The organism is Psychrobacter sp. Ps7 (assembly GCF_022129225.1).
GTDB lineage: Bacteria > Pseudomonadota > Gammaproteobacteria > Pseudomonadales > Moraxellaceae > Psychrobacter > Psychrobacter immobilis_A.
Window position 1 is genome coordinate 13,844 of the sequence record NZ_JADQAH010000032.1, and the last position, 25,560, is coordinate 39,403.

At 42.2% G+C, this 25,560-nt stretch carries 23 protein-coding genes; 19 read left to right on the forward strand and 4 right to left on the reverse strand.

Annotated features, from left to right (window positions below):
* Positions 1 to 20 precede the first annotated feature (20 nt).
* The 7 genes from I3257_RS10640 to I3257_RS10670 all read left to right on the forward strand — a co-directional run bounded on the left by I3257_RS10640 (position 21) and on the right by I3257_RS10670 (position 5,869).
* The gene (locus I3257_RS10640) at positions 21 to 983 is read left to right on the forward strand and encodes an ABC transporter ATP-binding protein (protein WP_238049722.1); all 963 of its coding nucleotides are present in this window, start codon (positions 21 to 23) and stop codon (positions 981 to 983) included.
* Positions 984 to 1,012: 29 nt separating this feature from the next.
* Positions 1,013 to 1,786 (forward strand): ABC transporter permease, encoded by a 774-nt coding sequence (locus tag I3257_RS10645; RefSeq protein WP_045446727.1) that lies wholly within the window; start codon positions 1,013 to 1,015, stop codon positions 1,784 to 1,786.
* A 63-nt stretch (positions 1,787 to 1,849) separates the two neighbouring features.
* On the forward strand, positions 1,850 to 2,707 hold the full coding sequence (locus I3257_RS10650; RefSeq protein WP_238049723.1) for a hypothetical protein: 858 nt from the start codon (positions 1,850 to 1,852) through the stop codon (positions 2,705 to 2,707).
* The gene (locus I3257_RS10655) at positions 2,708 to 3,577 is read left to right on the forward strand and encodes a hypothetical protein (RefSeq protein ID WP_238049724.1); all 870 of its coding nucleotides are present in this window, start codon (positions 2,708 to 2,710) and stop codon (positions 3,575 to 3,577) included. It abuts the gene before it with no gap.
* Between the two features lie 27 nt (positions 3,578 to 3,604).
* Positions 3,605 to 4,435: a hypothetical protein gene (locus I3257_RS10660; RefSeq protein WP_238049725.1), complete on the forward strand. Its 831-nt coding sequence runs from the start codon at positions 3,605 to 3,607 to the stop codon at positions 4,433 to 4,435.
* 63 nt (positions 4,436 to 4,498) lie between these two features.
* Positions 4,499 to 5,383 (forward strand): NADPH-dependent 7-cyano-7-deazaguanine reductase QueF, encoded by an 885-nt coding sequence (queF, locus tag I3257_RS10665; protein ID WP_238049726.1) that lies wholly within the window; start codon positions 4,499 to 4,501, stop codon positions 5,381 to 5,383.
* 84 nt (positions 5,384 to 5,467) lie between these two features.
* Positions 5,468 to 5,869 carry a lysozyme inhibitor LprI family protein gene (locus I3257_RS10670; RefSeq protein ID WP_238049727.1) on the forward strand — a complete coding sequence of 134 codons (402 nt, stop codon included), beginning with the start codon at positions 5,468 to 5,470 and terminating at the stop codon, positions 5,867 to 5,869.
* An 87-nt stretch (positions 5,870 to 5,956) separates the two neighbouring features.
* On the opposite strand, the gene I3257_RS10675 is transcribed toward I3257_RS10670, so the two are convergent.
* Positions 5,957 to 7,675: a proline--tRNA ligase gene (locus tag I3257_RS10675; protein WP_238049728.1), complete on the reverse strand. Its 1,719-nt coding sequence runs from the start codon at positions 7,673 to 7,675 to the stop codon at positions 5,957 to 5,959.
* 569 nt (positions 7,676 to 8,244) lie between these two features.
* Between I3257_RS10675 and I3257_RS10680 the strand changes: the two genes are divergently transcribed.
* Positions 8,245 to 8,982, forward strand: coding sequence for a DUF4230 domain-containing protein (locus I3257_RS10680; protein ID WP_198330371.1), 738 nt, complete (start codon positions 8,245 to 8,247; stop codon positions 8,980 to 8,982).
* 169 nt (positions 8,983 to 9,151) lie between these two features.
* Positions 9,152 to 9,313 carry a hypothetical protein gene (locus I3257_RS10685; protein ID WP_176393057.1) on the forward strand — a complete coding sequence of 54 codons (162 nt, stop codon included), beginning with the start codon at positions 9,152 to 9,154 and terminating at the stop codon, positions 9,311 to 9,313.
* Positions 9,314 to 9,406: 93 nt separating this feature from the next.
* Here the strand turns inward: I3257_RS10685 and I3257_RS10690 are convergent, their stop codons facing one another.
* The gene (locus I3257_RS10690) at positions 9,407 to 11,092 is read right to left on the reverse strand and encodes an FAD-binding domain-containing protein (protein ID WP_238049729.1); all 1,686 of its coding nucleotides are present in this window, start codon (positions 11,090 to 11,092) and stop codon (positions 9,407 to 9,409) included.
* A gap of 210 nt (positions 11,093 to 11,302) precedes the next feature.
* Here I3257_RS10690 and I3257_RS10695 point away from each other — a divergent pair, with 210 nt between their 5' ends.
* From I3257_RS10695 to I3257_RS10735, 9 genes are all read left to right on the forward strand, one after another.
* On the forward strand, positions 11,303 to 11,965 hold the full coding sequence (locus tag I3257_RS10695; RefSeq protein ID WP_238049730.1) for a phosphoribosylanthranilate isomerase: 663 nt from the start codon (positions 11,303 to 11,305) through the stop codon (positions 11,963 to 11,965).
* Positions 11,966 to 12,087: 122 nt separating this feature from the next.
* Positions 12,088 to 13,362: a tryptophan synthase subunit beta gene (gene trpB / locus I3257_RS10700; RefSeq protein WP_238049731.1), complete on the forward strand. Its 1,275-nt coding sequence runs from the start codon at positions 12,088 to 12,090 to the stop codon at positions 13,360 to 13,362.
* A gap of 128 nt (positions 13,363 to 13,490) precedes the next feature.
* Entirely contained in the window at positions 13,491 to 14,315 is an 825-nt protein-coding gene (gene trpA / locus I3257_RS10705) for a tryptophan synthase subunit alpha (protein WP_238049732.1), read from the forward strand.
* 269 nt (positions 14,316 to 14,584) lie between these two features.
* A complete protein-coding gene (accD, locus tag I3257_RS10710) occupies positions 14,585 to 15,547 on the forward strand; it encodes an acetyl-CoA carboxylase, carboxyltransferase subunit beta (RefSeq protein WP_238049741.1) in 963 nt (320 codons plus the stop codon).
* Positions 15,548 to 15,781: 234 nt separating this feature from the next.
* Positions 15,782 to 17,185, forward strand: a complete 1,404-nt coding sequence (gene folC / locus I3257_RS10715; RefSeq protein WP_238049733.1) for a bifunctional tetrahydrofolate synthase/dihydrofolate synthase — start codon at positions 15,782 to 15,784, stop codon at positions 17,183 to 17,185.
* Positions 17,186 to 17,457: 272 nt separating this feature from the next.
* Complete coding sequence (locus I3257_RS10720) at positions 17,458 to 18,648, forward strand: LysM peptidoglycan-binding domain-containing protein (protein ID WP_238049734.1); 1,191 nt, start codon at positions 17,458 to 17,460, stop codon at positions 18,646 to 18,648.
* Positions 18,649 to 18,946: 298 nt separating this feature from the next.
* Positions 18,947 to 19,477, forward strand: coding sequence for a DUF2726 domain-containing protein (locus I3257_RS10725; RefSeq protein WP_238049735.1), 531 nt, complete (start codon positions 18,947 to 18,949; stop codon positions 19,475 to 19,477).
* A gap of 248 nt (positions 19,478 to 19,725) precedes the next feature.
* Positions 19,726 to 21,228, forward strand: a complete 1,503-nt coding sequence (locus I3257_RS10730; protein WP_238049736.1) for a hypothetical protein — start codon at positions 19,726 to 19,728, stop codon at positions 21,226 to 21,228.
* Positions 21,229 to 21,346: 118 nt separating this feature from the next.
* A complete protein-coding gene (locus tag I3257_RS10735; protein WP_238049737.1) occupies positions 21,347 to 22,609 on the forward strand; it encodes a hypothetical protein in 1,263 nt (420 codons plus the stop codon).
* 68 nt (positions 22,610 to 22,677) lie between these two features.
* On the opposite strand, the gene I3257_RS10740 is transcribed toward I3257_RS10735, so the two are convergent.
* Positions 22,678 to 23,634 carry a DUF1853 family protein gene (locus I3257_RS10740; protein ID WP_238049738.1) on the reverse strand — a complete coding sequence of 319 codons (957 nt, stop codon included), beginning with the start codon at positions 23,632 to 23,634 and terminating at the stop codon, positions 22,678 to 22,680.
* A gap of 141 nt (positions 23,635 to 23,775) precedes the next feature.
* Between I3257_RS10740 and I3257_RS10745 the strand changes: the two genes are divergently transcribed.
* Positions 23,776 to 24,078 carry a monooxygenase gene (locus tag I3257_RS10745; RefSeq protein WP_238049739.1) on the forward strand — a complete coding sequence of 101 codons (303 nt, stop codon included), beginning with the start codon at positions 23,776 to 23,778 and terminating at the stop codon, positions 24,076 to 24,078.
* A gap of 362 nt (positions 24,079 to 24,440) precedes the next feature.
* Here I3257_RS10745 and I3257_RS10750 read toward each other — a convergent pair whose 3' ends face one another.
* Entirely contained in the window at positions 24,441 to 25,358 is a 918-nt protein-coding gene (locus I3257_RS10750) for a hypothetical protein (RefSeq protein ID WP_238049740.1), read from the reverse strand.
* Positions 25,359 to 25,560 lie beyond the last annotated feature (202 nt).

A 25,560-nucleotide genomic window follows, 5' to 3' on the forward strand; every position in this document is an offset into this window, starting at 1 on the left:
TAACCAATAAAGAGGTTTTCATGTCTGAGGTACCAGCACTTGCTATCCAGAATTTATCCAAAACCTATAGCAATGGGTTTTCGGCACTCAAAGATGTCAGTTTAACCGTCCCGCAAGGAGGTTTTTTTGCGTTGCTGGGGCCAAATGGTGCTGGTAAATCAACCATGATTGGTATTATTAGCTCGCTTTTTAAACCAACCACTGGCAGCGTAAAGATCTTTGGCACCGACTTACTAGAGAATCCGTCTGTTGCTAAACAGTATCTTGGTATCGTCCCACAAGAGTTTAATTTTAATATGTTCGAAAAAGTCGAAGATATTTTGATTACACAGGCCGGTTACTTTGGCATTCCTGCCAAAGAAGCACGCCCACGGGCAAAACGATTATTAATGGCGCTAGGTCTGTGGGACAAGCGCAATAGCAAGTCACGTGAGCTATCAGGTGGTATGAAGCGCCGGTTGATGATTGCAAGGGCGCTGATTCATAAGCCAAAATTATTGATTTTGGATGAGCCAACCGCTGGGGTAGATATCGAGTTACGCCGCTCTATGTGGGAGTTTATGCAGCAGATTAATATCGAAGAAAACACCACGATTATTCTGACGACTCATTATCTTGAAGAAGCGGAGCAGCTGTGCAAACGCATTGCGATTTTGGATCATGGTGAGATTCGTATTAATACCGAGATGAAGGACTTGCTAGCGCAGCTATCGGTTGAGACTTTTGTTTTTGATTTGGAGACACCGCTTACGCGTCAATTGGTTTTGGCAGGAGTGACAGACATATCGCAGCCTGATGATCAGACGCTTGAAGTCACACTGACTGAAGGTGAATCGTTGAATGGTGTTTTTGACCAGTTATCTGAGCAAGGTATCACGGTAGCCAGTATGCGTAATAAAGCCAATCGACTAGAAGAGCTATTTATGCGCTTAGTAGACAAAAATATCCAAAGTGCAGACAGCATGAAGGAGGCAGGATTGTGAGTCAAGAAATGATAGATCCTAATAAAACCATGTCATGGAATAAGAAGTGGATTGCTTTTCGCACCATTTTGTTAAAAGAGGTTCGCCGAATTCTGCGTATTTGGCCACAGACCTTGCTGCCACCAGTGATTACGATGAGTCTCTATTTTGTCATCTTCGGTAAGATGATTGGATCGCGTGTGGGTGAAATGGGCGGCGTACCATATATGCAGTTTATCGTGCCTGGTCTCATTATGATGTCGATTATTACCAATAGTTACTCCAATGTGGTTTCGAGCTTCTTTAGTGCCAAATTCACCTCCAGTATCGAGGAGCTGTTGGTTTCTCCTGTATCCAAACATGCGATTTTAATGGGTTATATCAGTGGTGGTATCTTTCGTGGACTGGCCATTGGTATCATCGTCTCAATAGTCGCACTATTTTTTACCGACCTTGGCATTGAGCATTTATTTGTGACGGTATTTACGGTACTGGGTACGTCTATCTTATTTTCACTTGGTGGCTTTATAAACGCCGTGTTTGCTCGCTCATTTGATGATATCTCTATTATTCCAAGTTTTGTGCTTACGCCATTGACGTATCTTGGCGGTGTGTTCTACTCGATGGAAAACTTGTCACCATTTTGGCAAAATATCTCGCTATTAAATCCTATCGTTTATATGGTGAACTCATTCCGTTACGGTATTCTTGGTTATTCTGATGTGAATGTCTGGTATTCAATGGCCGCTATTTTTGTCTTCTGTGCGGTATTCTATACCATAGCTTATCGTTTACTCAGTAATGGCTCACGTGTGCGCTTGTAGATTAGTTTGTAAAATGTAGCTTGTCACCTTATTATAAGAGTCCAACATTGTTGGGCTTTTTTTATGCAAAATTTTTTTGTCAGAAGTATGAGTAAGGCTTTTACAGCCACTTTATTGAGTACAATCACGAGCATTGCCATCGCAGCGCCACTTGCGGCAATGGATGATTATGATTGGGTTGTCATGGAGACGCCTGTAGATCCTGCAACGTATAAGTATGATTGCCATAACGACTACAAATATGAAACTTATGATGCGCTACAAAACTGTCTGTATAACTTGAGGGAAGATGCGGATAATGCGCTTAGTAAGCAATGGAGTATCAGCGATAAAGTCGTTAGAGAGAGAAATGCGGTTTATATCAAAGTCGCTAATCGGAAAAACCCACTAGTATTTGTTGATTACTCCAGTCCTTATGAGGAGGATTTTAATCCTTATTATTCGCTACAAGACTACGATAAATCACAGAAATTACTGACAATACATCAAAGCTTTTATGAAGGAGAGAGCTTGACGGTAGTGAATTTGGTTACTGGGTTTTGGCAAGATTTTAGTCTCAGAAAGCTAAGTATCTCTCCTGATATGAGATATATAGTCGGTTTTGAAAGTGAAATGGGAGCGACGGAACACGTCAATATTTTGGAGCGACAAGATAGCGGTTACTATGAAGGCTACTATAAACAAGTCTATAGTAGTAGTTACGATTCAAAAAACTACGACAATCATAAAAAGTTTTATCAAGCAGATAAAGCACAGCAGGTTTATGATAGCGAAATCTTTACTTGGGTAAATGATGATAAGTTTTATGCAGATTCTTTTTATAAGTTGAATGAAGCGGATTCAGCGGCTTTTAGAGTACGATATACCTTTATTAAAAATGCCTCAACGGATAAGTGGCAACTGTATGAAGGTAGTAGGTAAATGATTACTATCTCTCATCACATAAAAGCAGCGTTGACTGTCGCGGGCCTATTTATATTGACCACAATAGCAGCCTTAGATGCACAGGCAGCGCCTATAGCTTTAGAGCCATCGACAGGTGAAGAGATATGGATAAAAGTCGCTGCGCCTGTAGCCATAGACTGGTATGAAGACAGCTGTCGATACGATCATACTGAATATCGAACGTTTAAAGATTATGAAAACTGTATTTTTAAATCGTTAGCCCAAGCTGATAATTTGCAAAGCCGAAAATGGGGCTTGATTGACCGCGCTATTCGAGAAAAAGACGCTATTTATATCAGCATACCGAATCAAAAGCAGCCATTAGTATTTAAGGATTATCTTGAACCGTTTGAAGAAGAACATAGCGCTCATTATGAATTGCAGGATTATGATAAATCACATCATCTGTTGCAGTTACTACATACGATGTATGAGACTCAAGCGACTGTCATTGTCGATTTAAACACGGGGAGCTGGCAAGAGCTATATGCGACCAATCTTAAGTTTTCTGACGATATGACTCAAGTGGTAGGGTTTAATGGTAGGCAAGGTATGACCAAAGATATCATGATATGGGAGCGTCAAAAAGGGAATAATGACGGACGCTATGCAACGATATTTGCTAGTAATGAATTATATGAACAAGATTATGATAATGACAAAAAACATGAGGTATATGAAGCGCGAGATATCAGTTGGACAAGCGATAATAAAGTTAACGTTGATTTTTATTACAGAGTCAATCCCACTGACACGGTAGCATTTCGCGTGCGCTATATTTATGCGGCTGATAATAAAGAGGGTAAATGGCAGAGAGTTTTACCTGATGCTAATACCAACGATTAAAAAACAATAAAAAGGTCTAGCTCTCATATGCAAGTAACTCTACCAGTAGTTAATTCAATTCATATCTGTATGACAAGTGCAATACTGCTCATGTTCTCTATTTCAGTGCAAGCAGACCTGCCCAAAGCGACGACGGATGACTATGTTTGGAAAGTGATAGACCCAGCCAGAAAATCAGATTACTTTGATAATGAGTGTGAATACGACAGTCTGGTCTTTTATAGGAAATGCCTTGAGACAAGCTTAGAGAAACATGATAACAAGCTTAGCGGAAAATGGGGATTGGGCAACCGTGTTTCGAGAGAAAAAGATACGATATATATCCAAGTACCCAGTCGAAGCTTACCGTTAGTTTTTCGTGATGAGCTGTTTGCTCCTGACGGCCAATCTCACTCTTATTTTTCACTATATGATTATGACGAAAAGAGACAACTGCTGTACTTGTTGAGAAGTTTTCCCGAAATAGAAAGTACTGTACTTGTTAATCTCAAAACTGGATTTAGTCAAGAATTTGATGGTATCGATTTAAGTGTATCACCCAACAAAGAACGTATTACTACAGTAGAGCGTTATATAGATGAAGAAAATATTACGATTTGGCAAAAGCAGAAGGAGGGCGACTATCAGATTGTTTACGAGAGTGACCCCAGCGAATTAAAAGCGAATTTGGATTCTTATCAAAATCGAGATCAGAGACATAGTTTTGAAGATATTGATATTGAGTGGGAAGATAAGGATAGCGTTTTGGTCGATTTTTATTATCTTATTAATGAAACCGATGATACAGGCTATCGAGTACGCTTTAGCTTGGTCAAAAATGCTAGTTCATCAGACTGGCAAATGATTCCCATAAAATAGCCTATTGCTGTAAAATGACTGGTTTTTATTTCATTATATTTAAGCATGAAAGGTAAGTAACTTATGAGTATTCACGGTATCTTGGGTGAGCAAACCACAGACTATCCAACTGAGTATAGCCCAGAGACGCTATATCCGATTGCGCGTAGCATGGGACGTGATGCGATTGGTTGGCAAGACGATAAACTAACCGTTGGTGTCGATTGGTGGCAAGCTTTTGAAATATCTTGGTTAAATCCGCAAGGTATTTCGCAAGTAGCGATTGCACGCTTTAGTATCCCTGCTAGCTCACCGTTTATCGTTGAGTCAAAGTCACTTAAGCTCTATCTAAACAGTATCAACTTTACTGAATTCGCTAGTTGGAATGATGTGCAAGCGCTGATTGCTAAAGACTTATCAGCCTGTGTACAAGCAGACGTGCAAGTTGAGTTGTTTAGCTTAAATGACGACCTGCATAATAAGACAACAGCGTTATTGGTGGCTCAACCTGAGGGTGTTTGTATTGATGACGCGCTTGCTAATACTAGCGAAAAAGTCGCACTGTGTGAGCATCCTGATGCGTCATTGCTAAGTATTGATAAAGATTTAAACAGTAGCTCTATTTTAGAGAATACTGGCACTGAGCCTTATACTTTTTATTCTAATTTGCTGCGTAGTAACTGTCCGGTGACCAATCAACCAGATTGGGGAACGTTGGCAGTATCGATTATGACGGATAAGCCCATTAATACGGCTAATATACTGCGTTATATTTTAAGTTTCCGTCAGCACAATGGTTTTCATGAGCAATGTGTCGAGCAGATATTTGCTGATCTGAGTCGATATTATGAGCCAAGTGAGCTGATGGTTCGCGCTTGGTATACACGTCGAGGCGGTATCGATATCAACCCTTGTCGCGTCAGTGATATCCGCTTAATGCCACAGCCAAGCCGCTTGATTAGGCAGTAAATAAATATTAATTTTTAGCTTTCATTGATGCGCGTTCTTTTCTATACTCAATAAACCTTATTTTATGAATATTGAGATGCAGTTATGAAGTTAAAAACCAGCTTTTTAACTGCTCTAGGGACTGCTACTTTGTCTCTAGCTACCTTGCAGTTGGCACAGGCTGCATTTGTGGAAAATCAATATAACTGTGAAAATGCTTATATGGAAGTGGCTTATGATTGTGGTAACGATGCGATTGTAGTCGAAAAAAATCGCCTTAATAAAATTTATATGAGTGCTTATCGTACTTTGAATACGACACAACAACAGCGCTTGGATAAAGAACAGCGTATATGGTTAAAGGATCGTAATGATAAGTGTGACTTTGAATATGACGGTCCAATGAATAATTCTGTGGTATACGCCCAGATTAACGCGAATGTTTGCACCGCTAATGAGACACAGAAACGCAGTAAGGTCATTGCTAAAAGATATAATATTGAGTAGTTTTTTTTAGCTATATTACACGCGAAAAAGCGCCTATCTCATTTAATGAGACAGGCGCTTTTTATGGCATAGGTTTTATGAATAAAACTATTTGCCGCTTACTTTTGCAATGACGTCTTCACGGCTCAGCATTTGCTTTTCTGCTTCACGGCGATTGACGTATTCGTACTGGCCTTCAGCCAAGTTACGGTCTGAAACCACGATACGATGAGGAATACCAATCAATTCAAGATCAGCAAACTTGACACCTGGACGCTCGTTACGATCATCAAGAAGTACATTGATGCCTTGTGCTTTTAGCTCTTCGTACAGTGCTGTTGCCGTTTCCATTACCGTCTCTTCTTTTGACTTCATCGGTATGATAGCGACTTCAAAAGGAGCGATTGAATCATTAACCGTTGGCGTCTGTGGCCACATGATACCGTTTTCGTCGTTGTTCTGTTCGATAGCAGCGGCAATGATACGGCTCACACCAATACCGTAGCAGCCCATCATTAGGGTCACAGGCTTACCATCTTCACCAGATACGGTAGCATTTAACGCTTGCGAGTACTTATCACCCAACTGGAAGATATGACCGACCTCGATACCACGTTTGATTTTTAGGCTGCCTTTACCATCAGGAGAAGGGTCGCCTTCCTGCACATTGCGTACATCAACGACACGAGTAATGCTCGCATCACGCGCCCAGTTCATACCAGTGGTGTGTTTGTTGACTTCATTGGCACCGCACACAAAGTCTGACAAAGTTGCTGCCGAACGATCAACGAAGACGGGCATATCCAAATTAACGCCAATATAGCCTTTATGCAGACCAGCAGCTTTCAGTTCTTCATCAGAAGCCATTGTCAGCGGCACATTGGCCTCTTCGATTTTCTCAGCTTTGATCGTATTTAGCTGATGATCGCCGCGCAATACGATAGCGATGAGCTGTGGCTCATCATTTTCGGTATGACCATGGACGATTAACGTTTTGACCGTCGTTTCTAATGGTAAGCCTAAATGTTCAGCAACCATTTTACAGCTGGTCATATTTTCTGTCAGGACGTCTTCACGCACCATCTTCGGTGGCTGACGCTCAGCGGTGCTCACTGATTCGGCAAGCTCAACGTTGGCTGCATAATCAGAAGAATCAGAGAAGGCAATATCATCTTCGCCGCTGTCTGCCAACACATGGAACTCATGTGAAGCAAAACCGCCGATAGAACCCGTATCTGCTTGCACGGCACGGAAATCTAAACCCAAACGGGTAAAGATGCGCGTATAAGCGTCATACATGTCATGGTAAGTTTTTGCCAACGATGCTTGATCAACGTGGAATGAATAAGCATCTTTCATGGTAAATTCGCGTGCGCGCATCACACCAAAGCGTGGACGAATCTCATCACGAAATTTGTTCTGAATTTGGAAAAAGGTGATTGGTAATTGTTTATAACTACGCAGTTCGCCTTGCGCCAGATTGGTGATGACTTCTTCATGCGTCGGACCTAATACAAAATCGCGATCATGACGGTCTTTGAAGCGCAATAGCTCAGGACCGTAATCGTTAAAGCGTCCGGTCGTTTGCCAAAGCTCGGCAGGCTGGGTCATCGGCATGAGCACTTCTTGTGCACCAACTTCTTGCATCTCTTCACGAACAATACGTTCGACTTTTTGCAAGATGCGTAGCCCCATGGGCAACCAAATATATAACCCAGAAGCAATCTTTCGAATAAGACCGGCACGCACCATCAATTGACTTGAGGCGATATCGGCATCACTTGGGGTTTCTTTTAGAGTGGCAAATAAAAATTGACTGGCTTTCATAAATAAAGCGTAACCTTATCAACGATAAAATAAATAAGAAATAGTAGGATATTGAGCGTGTGCTTTGATGGCCGACGCAAGCTTACCTTTGTATCACTTGGTAATAGTCTAGGACATGCCTAGCTAAAAAGTACTGCGACAAACAGTACATGAATAGAAAGTGCGTTCATAAAACGCCTTACAAAAAGGCTGGAACTTTTCATTTTGCATTAAAACGTCGATGTTGGCAGCGTCATACTTTAAGCATAAAGACCAGAAAAATAGATGTACGCCAACATTTTGCTTATACAATCTGACTATGTTAGGTAAAGTTAGCCTAAGACGCAATGACTTTTTGTTTTTTCAGACAGAACGTGACTTAAACGTGACTTAAACGAGCAAATGAGGTCACTACAACTCGATTATTTACCAGTTTTTAGGGTATTTATAGTAAATGGTAGTGCTAGTCATTATGTAGCGTATTGGTAGTCATTACTTGAAGTTGCTGCTCAAAAGTAGCATTTATCATTTAGACAGTTATTTGTTATACGTTTAATAAAAATAAATGATAAAACTCTGAGGGTGTTTATATGAATAATCCTGACAATCGATCTCCTGTTAATAATGATGCGACTAACTCACAAGCGAAAAAACCCATTGCGATGATGTCGTGGATGATATTGCTCATCGGTTTAGCAGCTATCGTCTTTGCTATTTATAGTGTGCAGAATATAACCAAGGAAGAGCCGATAGAAACCATTACTCGTGAAGGCGTGGTCACACAAATCCAAAAATTGAATCGTTTGGAAACGGTGGCATTCAGTGTCGATACCGTCATTACCAGTCAACGTCCTGGCAGTTGGATGAAGCTGTGGCAAGACGAGCAAAAGGGTTTGTTTATCGCGCGCGGACGAGTGGAGGCGGGGATTGATTTAAGTGCACTTACCCCAGAAATGGTACAAGTGGTGCAGCCTGAAGTTAACGTCGATGAGGTACAAGAAGCGGGTGCCAATACGCCAGTTTCAATGATGCCGAAAATCAATATTACCATCCCACCATCAGAGATATTTTCGGTTTATTTAGACGATATCGAGATTTATGATTGGCAGACGGGTGCTTTTGGCATGATGCAAGTCGATCCAAAAATATTGCAACAAGCGCAAAGTATGGCAAAAAAAGAAGTACTCGAACGCGCTTGTCGCGGTGATGTCATGAATATGGCACTAGAAAATGCGCAAACCCAACTGCAACAGCTATTTTCGTTAACTGGTGCAGTAGTGACGGTAACGACTCAAGGTGCAGGCGCGTGCCAGATGCCAGTAAAATAATATATACATAATTTTATTAGAGCCATAGACTAGATAATCATACGTTAGCTTATTCATTGGAAACACTTAAAGTAACGCCATTTATATTGTATAGTAGAGCTTATCTATTATTCATAATGAACTTATGAATTTCGTTGATAATATAACACTACATAAAAAGGTGGCGTGTATGACAACTCTTAATAATAAACCGTCTTCTAAGCCTGAACGTCAGCTTAATAAGCGCCCTAAAGCGAAGGAATCGCTTTCTTTTGCGACATGGGTGCTATTAATTATAAGCTTCACTTTATTAGCCTATGCCTTATACATTATCCAAACTCGTATCTTGTAAACTCTAGCTGATACTAGGAAGGGTAGATAATGTGAGTAAGATGCCATAGCTGACACTCTTAGTAAATTGAGGTTTTAGTGTTGATGTGATGCGTTACTGTTTTTTAAATTCAGCAATCGCTAATTGGCGAGCCGCTTTATGTTCGACCATCGGTAATGGGTAATCAATATTAGCAAACTTACCGCCCTTTGCCAGTGCTTGACGCATTTTATCCTCGCTATGCAAGATGGTGGCAGGAATGGCTTTTAGCTCAGGCAGCCACGTCTTGATAAATTCGCCATCGGTATCGTGGGTTTTGGCTTGGCTAAAAGGGTTCATAATGCGAAAGTAAGGTGCAGAGTCGGTACCAGTCGACGCGCTCCATTGCCAACCACCATTATTGGACGCAAAGTCACCATCTATGAGCTGCTGCATAAAGTAGCGCTCACCTAAGCGCCAATCAATCAATAAATCCTTGGTCAAAAACATCGCCGTGACCATCCGCAAGCGATTGTGCATAAAGCCCGTCGCATTCAGACAGCGCATTGCCGCATCGACTAATGGCACTCCAGTTTTACCTGCGCACCACGCATCAAAGTCATTTTGATTGTATGACCAGTTAACCTTGATATCAGTTTCCTGTTTATAAGCTTGATGGCGAATCAGCTCGGGCTTATAGTCTAAAACATGACGATAAAAGTCACGCCAAGCCAGCTCACTTATCCAGCGGTTAATGTCATTATTATCAGTGTTGTCAAAGCTATCCCCGCTATCTAAGGTGTCACCGTCATTCTCATGTAATTCTCCCAGTGCTTTGCTTAATTGTAGGGTAGCTTGTAAGTAGCAAAGTCTGGGGCTGATTGCGCCAATAGTCAGGTAGGCAGATAGCTGGCTGGTCGCGTGTAAGCTTGGCACATCTCGACTGATATCGTAGTTATCAATATCCTCAGCGATGAAGTCCTCTAAACGCTGGCACGCCGCCGCTTCGCCAGCAGGGTAGGCTGCCCGAGCGTGCTCAAGCTGTACGTCTATATCAATGTGCTCTAATAAACCAGTATTTTGCAGTGCCTTTTGATAATCTTCGACTACTTCTTTACTTACTCTTTCTATATCTTCGATAGTAGCACTGGCGTTTGAGACTTCTAGTTTGGCTTTAGTGTTGCCATTTATGGCGGATGCCTCATGCATTTGTATGGTGCTGATATCCAAGGTATGCCGCCATTTTTTATAAAATGGGGTAAACACCTGATACATGCTGTCATCGTTCGTGGTGATGGTTTGTGGTGGCAAGATACATTGATCATGCCAGCGGATAAATTCTATATCGTTGTTTGCAAGCTGTTTGGTTAATTGTTCATCACGCTTAATCTCATTGCCTTCGTACTCGTGATTTGCCATCACAGTGCTGATCTGGTTCGCGCTACAGATATCTAGCATCGCCTCAACACAGTCAGAAAAGCTCGAGCTGACTTGTACTGTTAAGTGGATGTTTAATTGTGTTTGCAGAGACTTGGCTAGGATAGGCAAGGTACGAGCGATATGGTCGAGCTGTGTCAGCGACATGTCATGTGCTTGCCATTGTTCAGGCGTCACGAAGTAAATAGCGCTTACTGAGGCGTTATCCGCATTTGCCTGCTCGCAAAGCGCAGCTAGCGCGGTATTATCATGAACTCGCAGGTCACGACGAAACCACATTAAATAATGTGCTGGATTTACGCTAGTGGCATCGTCGCTATTGTTGATATTGCTTGTTTCGGTGCTATCTGTGCTATGAGACGTTTCCGCCGCCGTTTTAGACATTCAACTATCCCTCTATTAATCAATCGCAATCATAAACAAAACTGGTAATAAAAGTATGCTAGGATAAGTTTTTGGATGCAATGGATTTACCATTCAATTAACAAATCCTCATATTTACGCTTTAGCGTTGGCAATTGACGTTTACTTGCCGTCAATGTAGCGAAGACAGTCTAATAATGTCGTACTGAGTATTATATCTAAGGTCACATCATGCACGTTAAGTTTTGCGGATTTACCCAGCCTAATGATATTAAACTTGCCGCCCAGTTGGGTGTTGATGCGGTTGGCTTGGTATTTTATCCGCCCAGTCCGCGCGCTGTCACTATCGAGCAGGCGCAATCGTTAAGTGCTTCTTTGCCAGCTTTTATAAGTATAGTGGCTCTAGTGGTGAATATGCCGCGCGCAGAGCTGATAGAATTAGCGAATCAGGTCGCTTTTGATATCATTCAATTCCATGGTGATGAAACACCAGAGCAATGTGCGCAGCTGGCCAGTGCGGTCAATAAACGCTGGATAAAAGCGCTGCGTATCAATGCTGACCAACACACCGCTGCTAGCGTAAGCGCCGAGATTAATGAGTTTGCCGCCGCTGGCGCGAACAGTATCTTATTGGATGCTTATCATCCCCATAAATATGGCGGCACAGGGGCACGTTTTGATTGGAGTCTGCTACCGCAAGACAGCTCGCTACCTATTATTTTAGCGGGCGGACTGGATGCCGATAATGTCGCTGCCACTTTAGATTTGCCTATTTATGCGGTCGATATCAGCGGTGGGATTGAGTCTGACAAAGGCAAAAAAGACGCTGCCAAAATGCGTGCCTTTATGAAAGCGGTAAAACGCGACCGATGGCAAAATGAGACGCTTGGCTAACCTTCGAATATCAGTAACTAGTGTTTTAACCGTGAATTTTTATCCGTTAAATAGCTAATTACTTGGAAAAATTTCCCCCTTATTTATCTTAAAAAATACCACTTATTATAGTAGGAATTATCATGAGTCATGTCGCGAGCAAAGATCTATCTACCACTGCTAAAGCAATCAACACCTTTACTAATCCAGAAAGCGTACAAGATTTCAATCAATATCCTGATGCCCGTGGACATTTCGGCGTGCATGGCGGTCGCTTTGTCTCTGAAACCTTGATGGCAGCACTAGAAGAGCTAGAAACGTTATATAACACAGTCAAAAAAGACCCTGCGTTTTGGGAAGAATATCACAATGATTTGGTCAACTATGTCGGCCGCCCAACGCCTTTATATCATGCTAAGCGTCTCAGTGATGAGATTGGCGGTGCGCAAATTTATTTCAAACGCGAAGACTTAAACCATACTGGCGCACATAAAGTTAATAACACCATTGGACAAGCGTTACTTGCGAAGATGAGTGGTAAAAAACGTATTATTGCGGAAACTGGCGCAGGGCAACATGGTGTCGCGACGGCGACGATTGCCGCGCGTTTGGGGCTTGAGTGTATCGTTTATATGGGCGCTGATGATGTCGAGCGTCAAAAGATGAACGTTTATCGTATGCGTTTGCTCGGTGCAACGGTTGTGCCAGTGACTTCTGGCTCACGGACACTGAAAGATGCAATGAATGAAGCGATGCGTGATTGGGTTACTAATGTAGATAGCACCTATTACATTATCGGTACGGTTGCCGGTCCGCATCCTTATCCACTATTGGTTCGCGATTTCCAAGCGATTATCGGTAAAGAAGCACGTATCCAGCATTTGCAAATGACGGGTAAATTGCCTGATGCCTTGGTCGCTTGTGTTGGCGGTGGCTCGAACGCCATTGGTCTATTTTTCGACTTCTTAAATGATACTGAAGTCAAAATGTATGGCGTTGAAGCAACGGGTGACGGTATCGAAACGGGTCGTCATTCAGCGCCACTTGCTGCTGGTCGTATTGGCGTATTGCACGGCAATCGTACTTACCTAATGGCAGATGATGACGGACAGATTCAAGAGACGCATTCTATCTCTGCTGGTCTTGATTATCCTGGTGTTGGCCCTGAGCACAGCTTCTTAAAAGACATGAAGCGCGTTGAATATGTGGGCTGTACTGATAAAGAGTCGTTAGAAGGCTTTCATGAAGTCACGCGCAAAGAAGGTATTATTCCTGCGCTCGAATCTGCGCATGCCGTCGCCTATGCGCTTAAACTGGCTAAAACGATGACTCCTGATCAAACCATTATCGTTAATATGTCTGGTCGCGGTGACAAAGATTTGCATTCAGTGATGAAGGCGGAAGGGATTGAGTTGTAGTAGCCTCTACTCTTAGTAAGCTATTTTACGATTTATCCATTATAAAAAAAATTGCTTAACACCCTTTGTTTAATATGGATTCTTAAATAAAGGGTGCTAAGCCAGTTTATAATAATCAAGAGACCACTATGACCAGAATTGAAAGCACTTTTGAAACCCTAAAAGCCCAAAATAAAAAAGCCCTGATTCCTTATATAATGGCAGGCGATCCCAATCCAAGCAACTTCGTTGGTTTGTTGCATGACCTAGTGAAGCACGGCGCGGATATGATTGAAGTAGGCTTGCCGTTCTCCGACCCGATGGCAGATGGCCCAGTCGTCGCTTTAGCTGGAGAGCGTGCATTAGCTGCAGGTACGAGTACGCGTGATGCACTGAAAATGGTTGCAGAGTTCCGTCAGCAAGACACGCAGACGCCCATTATTTTGATGGGCTATCTCAATCCCGTTGAAATCATCGGCTATGACAACTTTGTCGCGCTATGTGAGCAGTCAGGTGTCGATGGTATTTTGATGGTTGATTTGCCGCCAAGCGAGGCGGGCAGCTTTACCCAGCATTTGACTGACCATGCGATGAACGAGATTTTCTTATTGTCACCAACCACTTTACCTGAGCGCCGTGAGCAAGTATTGACCCATTGCGGTGGTTATATTTATTATGTTTCATTAAAAGGCGTGACAGGTTCGGCAACGCTTGATACTGATGATGTTGCGACTCAAGTGCAAGCGATTAAAGCAGCGACTGATTTGCCAGTATGTGTGGGTTTTGGTATTCGTGATGCAACGTCTGCCAAAGCAATTGGAGCGCATGCGGATGGTATTATCGTCGGTAGTGCCTTGGTGCAGAATTTTGCTGATATAGATGCCAATGATAGCACTGCGGTTGCCGCCGCTCAGCAAAAAATCATGGCAAAAATGGATGAGCTACGCGGTGCACTTGATAGTTTGAGTGCCTGAATTAAATAAAGTTAAATTATCGTCACTTAAATCGTCATGGCAATATGAATAACAATGTTTATAAAGACAGGGTTAAATGACTTTGCTAAAGTTAGTTTACGTGTGTAAACTAACATCACATATAAATTGTTACAGTTTCATGAAAGCGTGCCTTATAACTGCGCTTTATAACTGCGAAAGTTATGAGAATATGTGACGATTAAACTGATCCTTATAAATCGATTCTTAGGGACAAGCGCATGAGCCAGCTTGTCGATAAGCCTTTGATAATGGCGAATAATATGACTGATACGATAATAAAACCTGATATGACGACCCCGAACCATACTGAAAAAAGTAACGCTGAGCCAAACGGTAATACTGCTGGGCAATCGTGGTTTAATCGCCCGATACCGGGTATTAAACAGCAATTGACAGCGCCTTTGACGGCAGTAGAGACCGAACCGTCAACCAAGTGCAGTAATTGTCATTCGATGATTACCAATACGGCGCTTATTTTTAACTGCTATGTTTGCCCGCATTGTGATCATCATTTACCGATGAGTGCTCGTGAGCGCTTAAACTGGTTGCTCGATCAAGTAGACGGTGAGCTTGGACAACAATTTACTGCCAAAGATCCGCTAAGTTTTGTGGATAGTAAGCCGTATCCGCAGCGTATGATAGAAGCACAAGATAAGACAGGCGAGTCTGAGGCGCTGATTGTACTGTATGGCAAGCTGCGCAATCTTGATGTAGTGACTTGTGCCTTTGACTTCCGCTTTATGGGCGGTTCTATGGGCTCAGTGGTTGGCGATCGTTTTGTCCAAGCAGCTGAGAAAGCGCTGGCAGACAAAGTGCCTTTAGTTTGCTTTGCTGCCTCTGGCGGCGCACGTATGCAAGAAGGTTTGCTGTCTTTGATGCAGATGGCTCGTACTGCCGCAGCGATTGAGCGTTTGAGAATTGCTGGCGTGCCGTATATCGTGATATTGACCAATCCTGTTTATGGCGGTGTGACTGCATCGCTCGCTATGTTAGGTGATATTCATTTAGCAGAACCAAAAGCCATGATTGGTTTTGCTGGTAAGCGCGTGATTGAGCAAACGGTTCGTGAGACGCTAGAAGAGCCGTTCCAGCGTGCCGAGTTCTTGTTAGAGCACGGTGTGGTCGATGAAGTGGTGCATCGTCATCAAATGATTGATACTATTTACCGTCTGCTAGCAAAGTTAAGCCGCATGCCTAATGTTGATGCTTAACTTGCTCATCGGCTTGACTAATGGATAACTGAGTTTAATATTCCACACGACTTATGCTTAGTAGCATGCTCGATTTTGCTGACTAAGTAAGACCAATCAATAGCATTTATCGTCAACAGCGGTAAATGCTATTTTTGCTTTTTGGGCAGGTAGTTATATACTATCTGTACTTTCTTAATGAATGCTTTCTCATTGACCATTTTTTATTCAAATATTTCAATATAGGCTGTGTCCATGTCCGACTCTCTACTTTTTAACCCTAACACTCCTAACAAGCATTCTAGCTTGACCGAATGGCTCGATTATATGCAGCAGATTCATGTATCGGCAATAGACATGGGGTTGTCGCGAGTTTTGCCAGTTGCCGAGGCATTAGGCGTGGTACAGTCAGCCAAAGACGATGCTTATGTATTTACGGTGGCGGGCACCAATGGTAAAGGCTCAACGACGGCTGTCATCGCGCAGATGTGCCAAGCAGCAGGTTATAAAACGGCTCTGTATCAATCACCGCATCTAAGTTTATTTAACGAGCGCGTGCGTATCAATGGCGAGATGGTCAGTGACGAGACGTTAATTGAAGCCTTTAGCAAGGTAGAAGCTGCACGATTAAAATGTGATTTAACCTTGTCATTTTTTGAGATGACCACACTTGCCGCATTATTAATATTTGCCGAAGCGGACTGCGATGTTTGGGTGTTAGAAGTCGGGCTGGGTGGGCGCTTAGATGTGGTCAATATCGTTGATCCTGATATGGCAGTGATTACCAATATCGCTATCGATCATGTCGATTGGCTGGGTGACAATGTTGAAGATATTGGTCGTGAGAAAGCAGGTATCTTACGTGATGGTATCAGCGTAGTTTATGGTGCTACAGCAATGCCAGTCAGTGTGCAGCAAGCGATTGATAAGCATCAAGCAACTTGTTATCAAGTTGGGCGAGATTTTGATTATCGTGAAGTGGATGCAAGCGCTTGGCAATATAGCAATGCTGCGGTCACCATGCAATTACCGCGCCCAGCACTATCATTGACCAATACTGCCACTGCGTTATCAGCAGTGCTCGCAAGTTCGTTAAATGTCGATAGCACTGCTATCGAGCAAGCATTACAAACGGTCAGGCTCGCTGGTCGCTTTGATTATCGTGAGACCCACAATCGCCATTGGCTGTTTGATGTCGCGCATAACGAGCAAGGCGTTGAGTTTTTATTGGCGCAATTATTACCGCTTTGGCAACAGCATCTAGCCAATCAAAATAGCTTTGATGCTCTCAATCAAAGTAGTAGTCAAAACAGCAGCCAAAAAAACCAAGCTGAACGCAGACCTGCCAGCATTAAAATGCTATTTTCTATGTTGGGTGATAAAGATATCAATAAAGTCGTGCAGCATTTGACGATAGCGGGCTTACCGATTAGCGATTGGTATATCGCTGAGATTGATTATCCACGTGCTGCGAGCACTGAGCACTTGCAAGGTATCCTATCGAGCTATGTCGACAATGCTCAAATACACGAATTTAAACGTTTATCAGAAGCGACCGATGCAGTTATCAATGCCAGTCAGCCGCAAGACCTTATCGTAGTATGTGGCTCCTTTCATACGATCGGCGAGGCACTAGCCGCACTGGCGGTTGATAATTAACATTAAAATGGTGCTTATTTAATGTTAATCTTAGCAGTAGCATGATGGCAGACAGTATGAAAAATATGCTTTATAATCAAAGTGATTTGGCAAGCTGCTCTATAATGGTATTAAACGCTTGGCATAACATTTAAAAACGGATGGACGCAACTGGTGGCAATGACACCTATCAAGGCTATTAGGTCTATCTAAACATAGTTTTGAGATGACAGTTTTTGCACAAGAGTTGCGCCGCTCAATCAACCTTATTACCAACTAAGAGACGTAAACGGATGAATTTTTCGAGACAAGCCTTATTGGGCATTGGGATGATTATCGGCGGTAGCGTGATGCTATACGCCATGGTGCAACAGATTGGTGATAGTAATGAACCACAACCAGCGTCAGCAATGGTAGATAAGCCAAGCCCTGAGCAAGAGTCTCCTCAGCCACTGACGACGGATATTGAGACTGAAAAACGTATCTTGGCACAAAAACAAAAAGAGCGCGCTGCTCGTGTTGCTGAACAAGAAAAACGTGCCCAGCAGTTCTTAACCGAACAAGAAGCCGCTGAAGCGGAAGCATTGGCAAAAGCCCGTGCAGAAAGTCAGCAGTATATGGACAGTAGCGCACCAGCTGTTGAAGAGAGTGATAAATCCGACGCGGAAAAAAATGACGCTACAACGCCAATAAAAAAGACTAGCGCTGCTGCGTCAGCTGAAATTGAGACAAACACTATAGACCAGCAAAAAGCTGCTCAAGCCCAACAAGAAGCTCAAAGGCAAACGGCGATTAAAGAGCAGGCTGCCGCTAAGAAATTGGCGGACAGTAAAAAAGAAGCAGAAGCAAAAAGACAAGCGGATGCTAAGAAACAAGCGCAAGCTGCGGCTGAGGAAAAACAAGCGGCAGCAGAAGCGGCTAAGAATGAGCCACCAAAATCGCCTTCTGATTATCAAGTTAAAAGAGGAGATGGGCTGATTAAACTGGCGCGGCAATACAATATGCCAGTAGAAGTATTGGCACAAGCGAATAATCTGTCACCGTCGACATCGCTACAACTGGGTCAAAACATCACCATTCCATCACGTAAGCAAGTGGAGCGATTAGCACGTGAAGCGGCAGCGGCTGAGCAGGCACGTGAAGACAAGCGTCAGAAAGAAGAGGCGTTAGCCAAAAAATCAGCGGATGCTAAGCGTGAAGCACAGCAGAAACTCAGCGAAGCCCGTAAAGAAGTCAAAGAAACCGACGCCAAAGGCAGCTTTGGGGTGCAAGTAGCATTGGCAAACGATCAAGCCAAAGCGGATGAGCTGGCAAAGAAATTTAAATCCGCAGGCTACCAAGTTAAGACCAGCCCTACCAGCCGCGGGGTTCGCGTCATCGTCGGTCCTGAGCGCGGTAAAGTAGCGGCGTTAGCGTTAAAAGATAAAATCAATAGCGATCCCAAGGTCAATACGACCAGTGCTTGGGTTTTATACTGGCGCTAAAATAGTGTAAAAATCACTATAATCGGATGACTATTATTGCTAAATAAACAGCAGAGTCTTGGTTAGATTTTATTGTTTTATCTGAGTTTTATTCAAACACGACATTTATTGTCGTGTTTTTTGTTTTAGTGTTTGCTGATTGGCGTAAGCTTAGCTACGATGTGCGCCGATTGCCCCTGATTTTTTCTGTATAACGGGTCAGCCTATAAGGGCTGCCCTGTCGCAGTTGAGTATATATGTCACTTTATGGAAGTCGTCATACATATTTGGCTGCCTTAATCATGTATAAGGTAAAACCATGTCATTTGGTGTTATATTTTTAATATTGGCCGTTGGGTTTTTAGGGCTGATTACCGTACCAAAGCTGTTGAAAAGACCCCCAGTTGTTGAGCCTGATCCAAAGCCAGTACGCGGTGATGAGTTGGCTATTTGGCCGTTTGCGCCGATGCCGATTATGACGGATACGGAAGTCATTTTCTTTAATAAGCTAAAAAGTGCGTTGCCGGAATATCATATTTTCGTTCAAGTTCAACTGTCACGCATTATCGAAGGCAATAGCAGTGAGGCCTCCGAGCGTAGCTTTTGGTTCAATCGTATCTGCCGTCAAAGCGTCGATTATGTGATTGTGGATATGGATGCTCAGACCACGCTGGTTGCTATCGAGCTTGATGATTGGACACACACGAGTAAAGCGCGTCAAAAGGCGGATGACAAAAAAGACAAAGCCCTTGCTAGTGCCGGTATCGCTATTGTGCGCTTTCACGCTGAGCGCATGCCAAGCGCAGATATGCTCAGGTACGAGCTGATGCAAGTGATTGAAAATTATTGATAAAGTATCCTTGGTAGACAGTCAAGATTAGTCGCAACAACAGCATTTATTTTTTTGTGTAACATTGCTGTTATATTCGTTTACTTTATAGATAAGTTGCTTAAATAAGAGTATTATTATTTTATTTTAAAGCAAACTTAAGTTTTCTAAATTAAGAGGCGATTTTTTGAATTAAGGCATTATTTGCTTAATTATATAAAAATTTTGATGCTTCTCGTTTTTAAAATTACTCTATAAAGGACTGTGTTATGAAATTTTTTAAATTGAGCGCATTAGCGTTAGCCAGCACGTTAGCGTTAGTAGGCTGTGGCGATGACAACAATAATAGCTCTTCTGGTAATGGTACTAATACGCCAGATGTGCCAGTTAAGCCGCCTGTCGATAATAGTTTGTCTGAGATCGAGCAAGCGAAAGAGATGATTCGTACCGCTAAGTTATTTGTCAGTGACAATAAAGCGGTTACAGATGCTTACGAAGATGTAAGTGATATCCTTACAGAAAAGCAAGATACGCGTCTGGGTTATACCTTTGATATCCCACAAGGCCTTGCTGGCTATATGCGTGAGAACTCGATCAGTCGTTTAGATGCAGATGATATTATCTATTTAGGAGAACATGGTGATACTAAGGATATCCTAGAGAATAATCCTGATTTGACAAGCGATTTTTATTGGGATCGATTCTATGATCGTAAGTTAGAACCTAGTGATGACTTTTTAGCGACACTAAATGCTGACGGGAAGTTTACCTTGACTGGTAGCACCAAAGTCAATATCGAAGAATACGATTACGTATATAATCCGCAAACAGGTTTGTATGACCCTGTTATTGATAACAAAGACGTTTTCACCGTAGTGTTTGATGGTTATGAAGATGCGTTAAGCTCAAACACCAGTACAGATAACTTTAACGGTAGTTTGGGTTTCAAGAGTATTAACATTGGCACTGGCACTGATATCGTTGCCCTCAGCTCAAATACTAAAGGCGCAACAGTCAGTGGTCAATTCAGTGATAAAGTCGTGGTCAATGATGAGTTTGATATCAATGATGCAAATAAAGAAGGCATCACGCTAGAAAAGGCAGTCATCAAATTAAGCAGCCTGAAGTTGACGGCTAATGATAGCGTCATTGAAGCAAAAGATTTTGAATTTGCTGCGCTGGATGTCAGCAGAAAGCTGGCAGATAACAGTCTGGTGGTTAGAACAATCCCTTATAAGTTTGCTATAACGGGCAAGATGACCAAGCAAAAACCGATGACTGATGTAGAGATTACACTGAACGCGACTGCCAATGACGCTGATATAAAGAAATTTATCATAATCGATGAAGTCGGTGATATCGAAGAGGCCGCCAATAAATACGTAGGTATGGAAATCGTATTGGCGATTAAAGGCAAGGTAACGAAAGAGAGTACAACGACGATTCCGCTTGATTTCCAAGCCAATCTTAAGCGTACTGCTCGTAATGTTATTGAGCTACAAGGTCTGACTGCTAGCGTAGAGGGTAAGAAGCTATTTGTAACAGGTAAGTCAAGCTTAGATAATAACTATGATGTGGTTAGCACCCAGTTTACCGTTGAGCAAAATAAAGCGTCGATCAAGTTAAATGTTGATGCCAGTGGTGATTTTATCAAAGATAAAATGGGCAAGCTTGGCGATATCATGGTTAACGGTAAAGACTACGGTGATTTAATGGATAATGATGGCAAAGTTACTGCCAAGTTTACTGATGATAGTTTAATTATTCTATAATCAAATCATGTGTCACATCGACTCTCAACCGTTGTTAGTAGCGATTGAGGTATAGCAACAAAAAAAAGAGACAGATTCCTGTCTCTTTTTTATGCTCTCTAATAAACGTGAGAAATTTATGCCATATAACGTTTCAAGTCTCTATGGTTTTTTACCTAAAAGCTTAGCATCACATTTATACAGCCGTACCAAGTTAATCACTACGCCAGCGATTGCCGCTATGATGATATCCAGCGCTGCGGTTGCTGATAGTGCAGACATACCAGCTGCTGATACGAATTTTTACTTCTACCCCCAAGCGACAGGGTTGCTGGACGGTCATATTGCTCAGTCAGACGCGCAGATAGAGTGGAGTCTGATGGCAACGGCTCATAGTCCAACACAGCCTATCTCAGCATTTTTAGACGATTGGAGTGCCCCTTTGGACTCGGGTGATCATGCTTATGCCCAAGGTCGGACGTCGCTTGAGATTCGTCCTGCGGGCAGTGCGATTAGCTATGGGTTAGGTTGGCGTTATGATTATTTAATGACGTTTAGCAAAGAGACTGCCGAAGTTTATTGGCAGTATGAAAATAAACAGCCCTCAAGTACCAGTCAAGATTATCCATTATTTTTGGAAGCCAAGCACAATGAAAGATTCGGTGCTAATATTGGTCTGACGCAGCAGCTAATGCCTAACTGGCAATTGACGACTCGTGCCAATCTCTGGCAAGGACTGCATGCATTAGAAGGTAAGATAGTTGGCGATTTAAGCACCAGAGTGTTGCCAAATAATGAGGTGACAGACATACGAGACAGTTTGGATAAAACCAACGCTTACATCGATTATTACTATGATGAACCAGCCTTAGGGGAGGAAAACCTAAACTGGAACCCCGCGAAACCTTCAGGATATGGTTATTCGCTCGATTTGCAGCTCACAGGTCAGTTATCTGATAGCACGCAGTTGTCTCTGCGCGGCTACGATATCCTTGGACGCATGCGCTGGAAAGACATGCCGAGCACTCGTTATGCATTGGATTATGACGTCAACGGCAGACCTCTCTATACGATTGAAGGGCAGCTTAGCACTGACGATGTCACACAGACATTGCCATGGCGAGTTGAAGGTAGCCTTCAGCATCAGCTAGACAGTCAATGGCAGCTCGGTCTACATGGTCAAGTGAATGACATTCAAGACTTATATCAATTATCCGCAGGCTACCAAACGTCCAATGATGCTTTTCCCATTACGGTGACGGGCTTGATAGAGCCGCAAACGCAAGCATTGGGTCTTGCTGTAGACAGTCGTTATGCTGGCATCAAATTGCTGACTGATAGTCTCGATTCAGAAAAAGCCAAACGCAGTGAGATTAGCTTGTATGGACGCTATGCTTGGTAGCTTCATTGCATTGCATTAATAAAACAGATGGCTAAAGCGTCCATGTGCATATAATGCGGTGGACGTTACTAAAATTTGTCATGCGTTTTGTTGCGCTGTTCAGGATAAATGACGATCGGACTATGACCTTCGAAGTATAGTCCTGTCGTAGGCAGTGCGTCGTTTGACCAAGCTACCTGTGGCTGTCGTCCATCATAGCAGTCGCGCCTAGTAAACCATTCGATATAATGGGCGGCTCGTAATGCCCTTATATCAAGCGTCGCAAGATTAGTCATATCATTGCTATCGCACCATTTATGTATAGGAAAGCTTGGCGCTAACCAAGGCGGATAAGTAAAATTACAGGTATTAATTGGCAAAAAGAATCGCCCTTTAATCACGCCATAACGCTTATCAATGTTAACTTGTCCGTGCTTTTCGGTATCTACCCATACGGTACGAAACTGCTTGGTTTGCATATGGATCATTTTACGCTGTAGATTATCCTTGGAGTTAATCCCAACCCAATTCTCAGGAGCAAACGGCGCTGATCCCATAAAAAACTTAATCGCCAGCTCCCAATGCTCGACCAGATTTTCTCCATGATTATATAAGATTAAATCCAGCTCACCAGTCGTCTGCTTACCGTTATACAACTGGACGTTACTGGCTAGCGTTTCATACGGATGTAGCTTGCGCGCAAAGCCATCCTCTAGCCAAAATGACAGTAACCCTTCAAAGTGAAAACCCAAGCGATTGGGGCTAGGGCGCTTGAGTAAATAGCGAGTTAGCGCCTGATAAGCGTTGGTGCTATCTAGCTCTTTTAAACGCTGCTGATACGCCGCAAACTGCTGTTGCCAGAAGTGTGCGTTATGTACTGACACGGTATGTGTATTCTGATGCGGCGCAAAGTCCAGCCATTCTGTTAGGACGTTAGGGCACGCTAGCACATATGCCAAATCACGTACATAAGGCCGCTGGTACATTTCCCAAGGTGCGTTATTTGTGACATGAGTAGATAAGGGCTGGGCTATAATTTTGGACATATGATAAGTCATCATAACGGTGTAGCATTTACCCTAGCTGCTCGCTTGCCAAAAGTCTATAGTCAATCGTACTATGTTAAGATTGAAAGTATCTGGCAGCATATATTTTGACGACTATTTAATAATAATGAGGATTCAATAATGAAATATCTTTTGCAAATCGACTTTCCTTATAGCGGACCTTTTGGTGACCAATTCTTTGAGTCTATGAAAGAGTTGGCTGAAGACATCGCAAACGAGAGCGGTCTGGTCTACAAGCTATGGACAGAAAACGAAGCAACGCAAGAAGCGGGCGGTATTTATGTGTTTGATAACTTAGAGGATGCCAACAGATACTTAGAGAAGCATACTCAAAGACTGACTTCATTTGGCTTTACTGATATCAAGTCTAAAGTATTTATCATCAATGAAGCGTTGAGTGCGATTACTAAAGCGTCTTTGTAATGCTCAATCAAGAGTAATAAGTATAAAAAAGCCAGTCATTGGATTCAATGGCTGGTTTTTTTATGTGGGTTTTCAACTTAAAATAGGATGTTAACGATATAAAAATTAAGCTGAATATCTGGTGCATTTGATAATAGCGGTACTAGGATAACGATCAAAAATTTCAATATGGCAAACGACCATTTGGATGGCTTATTAAGTAACTTTTGGACTGGTGATTTTGTACTGGTTAAGACTCTAGCTTTTTCTAAGTGTGTCATATGTCTAGCTCCATATTTGCCGTAACTTGATTGCTACGGCTTATGGTTGCTAGTTTATTGAGTAGAGCGGTTCGATAGTTCTATATAGAAAATGGCGGAGTTCTATAGAACTTCATCGGCTTTATTAAGCCATTTTGCAATAAAGTCCTTGCCTAAGGTTAGACCTAGCCCTTCAGCTTTGGCTATAATTTCTTTATTAATAGTACCATGAGGATTTCCTAGATCTTGTTTGTCATAACTTGCAAGTTTGAGAAGAGTGGCTATCAATATTGCCATAGAATTAATGGTTTTATGGTGGGTAGGTTCGTCATCAGCTTGTATATTTATTTGTTGTTCTGGTTGTGACTTTAGTTTCTCGTTTTCAGTGGTAAGCTGTACTATTTGTTCCCTGGATTCATCAATAATTTGCTTGTCTGTCTTAGGGTTACCTTGTAATACCTTATGCTTTCCTATTTCATTTGCACGGCTTGGTATTTCGTCATCAATTAATCTATGATTAGAGTTAACTGTTTGATTATTTGTAGTGCTAGTTGATAGATTTTCTTGAAACAAATTATCTAATTCACATCTTGGAATACGAATATCCCTTATAGAGATTTTTATACTTTCGCTTACACGATAATATATATTCTCATCTTGAGATGTAGAAGTGGTCTCACCATACTTATCAACGAATCTATCAATATTAACTTCGTTTTCATTTAATAATAAATCTTTTAAATACTCCCTTTCAATGCAAAAGTAATCATCAGCATTGATAGTATATTGTTCTTCATGCAATGTAATTTTGATTGGTCTACCTCTGTCGTCTTCATCCATTTCAAAATATTCAACTTCTTTCTGCAGTCTGCCATAATGATGAAATACAGCTGTGATCTTTCTTTGATTAATTAAATCATAAATGTCTGAGAATAATCTTTGATATTCATATTGCATTTGTAAATCATAGCCGTAGCCGATTTTCTCAAAATAGTTTGCTACATCCTCAATAGACAGAAAATCTTTGGGTAAAACTTTCATACACCACATCCTATAAGAATTCATATAAAATAATTTAAGTTTACCTTATCTTTTACTTAAGATGCAGATGTATAGCTTATAAATTCTACGCAAAAAAAAGCCAACCATTGAAAACAATGATTGGCTTTTCTCTATTACTACTATGTTTGTTTGGTCGGAACGGCAGGATTTGAACCTGCGACCACTACACCCCCAGTGTAGT

Excerpts from the sequence above, each read along its gene's own strand:
- I3257_RS10640 (WP_238049722.1), top strand. The coding sequence starts at position 21 with ATGTCTGAGGTACCAGCACTTGCTATCCAGAATTTATCCAAAACCTAT.
- I3257_RS10645 (WP_045446727.1), top strand. The coding sequence starts at position 1,013 with ATGTCATGGAATAAGAAGTGGATTGCTTTTCGCACCATTTTGTTAAAA.
- I3257_RS10650 (WP_238049723.1), top strand. The coding sequence starts at position 1,850 with ATGCAAAATTTTTTTGTCAGAAGTATGAGTAAGGCTTTTACAGCCACT.
- I3257_RS10655 (WP_238049724.1), top strand. The coding sequence starts at position 2,708 with ATGATTACTATCTCTCATCACATAAAAGCAGCGTTGACTGTCGCGGGC.
- I3257_RS10660 (WP_238049725.1), top strand. The coding sequence starts at position 3,605 with ATGCAAGTAACTCTACCAGTAGTTAATTCAATTCATATCTGTATGACA.
- queF (WP_238049726.1), top strand. The coding sequence starts at position 4,499 with ATGAGTATTCACGGTATCTTGGGTGAGCAAACCACAGACTATCCAACT.
- I3257_RS10670 (WP_238049727.1), top strand. The coding sequence starts at position 5,468 with ATGAAGTTAAAAACCAGCTTTTTAACTGCTCTAGGGACTGCTACTTTG.
- I3257_RS10675 (WP_238049728.1), bottom strand. The coding sequence starts at position 7,675 with ATGAAAGCCAGTCAATTTTTATTTGCCACTCTAAAAGAAACCCCAAGT.
- I3257_RS10680 (WP_198330371.1), top strand. The coding sequence starts at position 8,245 with ATGAATAATCCTGACAATCGATCTCCTGTTAATAATGATGCGACTAAC.
- I3257_RS10685 (WP_176393057.1), top strand. The coding sequence starts at position 9,152 with ATGACAACTCTTAATAATAAACCGTCTTCTAAGCCTGAACGTCAGCTT.
- I3257_RS10690 (WP_238049729.1), bottom strand. The coding sequence starts at position 11,092 with ATGTCTAAAACGGCGGCGGAAACGTCTCATAGCACAGATAGCACCGAA.
- I3257_RS10695 (WP_238049730.1), top strand. The coding sequence starts at position 11,303 with ATGCACGTTAAGTTTTGCGGATTTACCCAGCCTAATGATATTAAACTT.
- trpB (WP_238049731.1), top strand. The coding sequence starts at position 12,088 with ATGAGTCATGTCGCGAGCAAAGATCTATCTACCACTGCTAAAGCAATC.
- trpA (WP_238049732.1), top strand. The coding sequence starts at position 13,491 with ATGACCAGAATTGAAAGCACTTTTGAAACCCTAAAAGCCCAAAATAAA.
- accD (WP_238049741.1), top strand. The coding sequence starts at position 14,585 with ATGGCGAATAATATGACTGATACGATAATAAAACCTGATATGACGACC.
- folC (WP_238049733.1), top strand. The coding sequence starts at position 15,782 with ATGTCCGACTCTCTACTTTTTAACCCTAACACTCCTAACAAGCATTCT.
- I3257_RS10720 (WP_238049734.1), top strand. The coding sequence starts at position 17,458 with ATGAATTTTTCGAGACAAGCCTTATTGGGCATTGGGATGATTATCGGC.
- I3257_RS10725 (WP_238049735.1), top strand. The coding sequence starts at position 18,947 with ATGTCATTTGGTGTTATATTTTTAATATTGGCCGTTGGGTTTTTAGGG.
- I3257_RS10730 (WP_238049736.1), top strand. The coding sequence starts at position 19,726 with ATGAAATTTTTTAAATTGAGCGCATTAGCGTTAGCCAGCACGTTAGCG.
- I3257_RS10735 (WP_238049737.1), top strand. The coding sequence starts at position 21,347 with ATGCCATATAACGTTTCAAGTCTCTATGGTTTTTTACCTAAAAGCTTA.
- I3257_RS10740 (WP_238049738.1), bottom strand. The coding sequence starts at position 23,634 with ATGTCCAAAATTATAGCCCAGCCCTTATCTACTCATGTCACAAATAAC.
- I3257_RS10745 (WP_238049739.1), top strand. The coding sequence starts at position 23,776 with ATGAAATATCTTTTGCAAATCGACTTTCCTTATAGCGGACCTTTTGGT.
- I3257_RS10750 (WP_238049740.1), bottom strand. The coding sequence starts at position 25,358 with ATGAAAGTTTTACCCAAAGATTTTCTGTCTATTGAGGATGTAGCAAAC.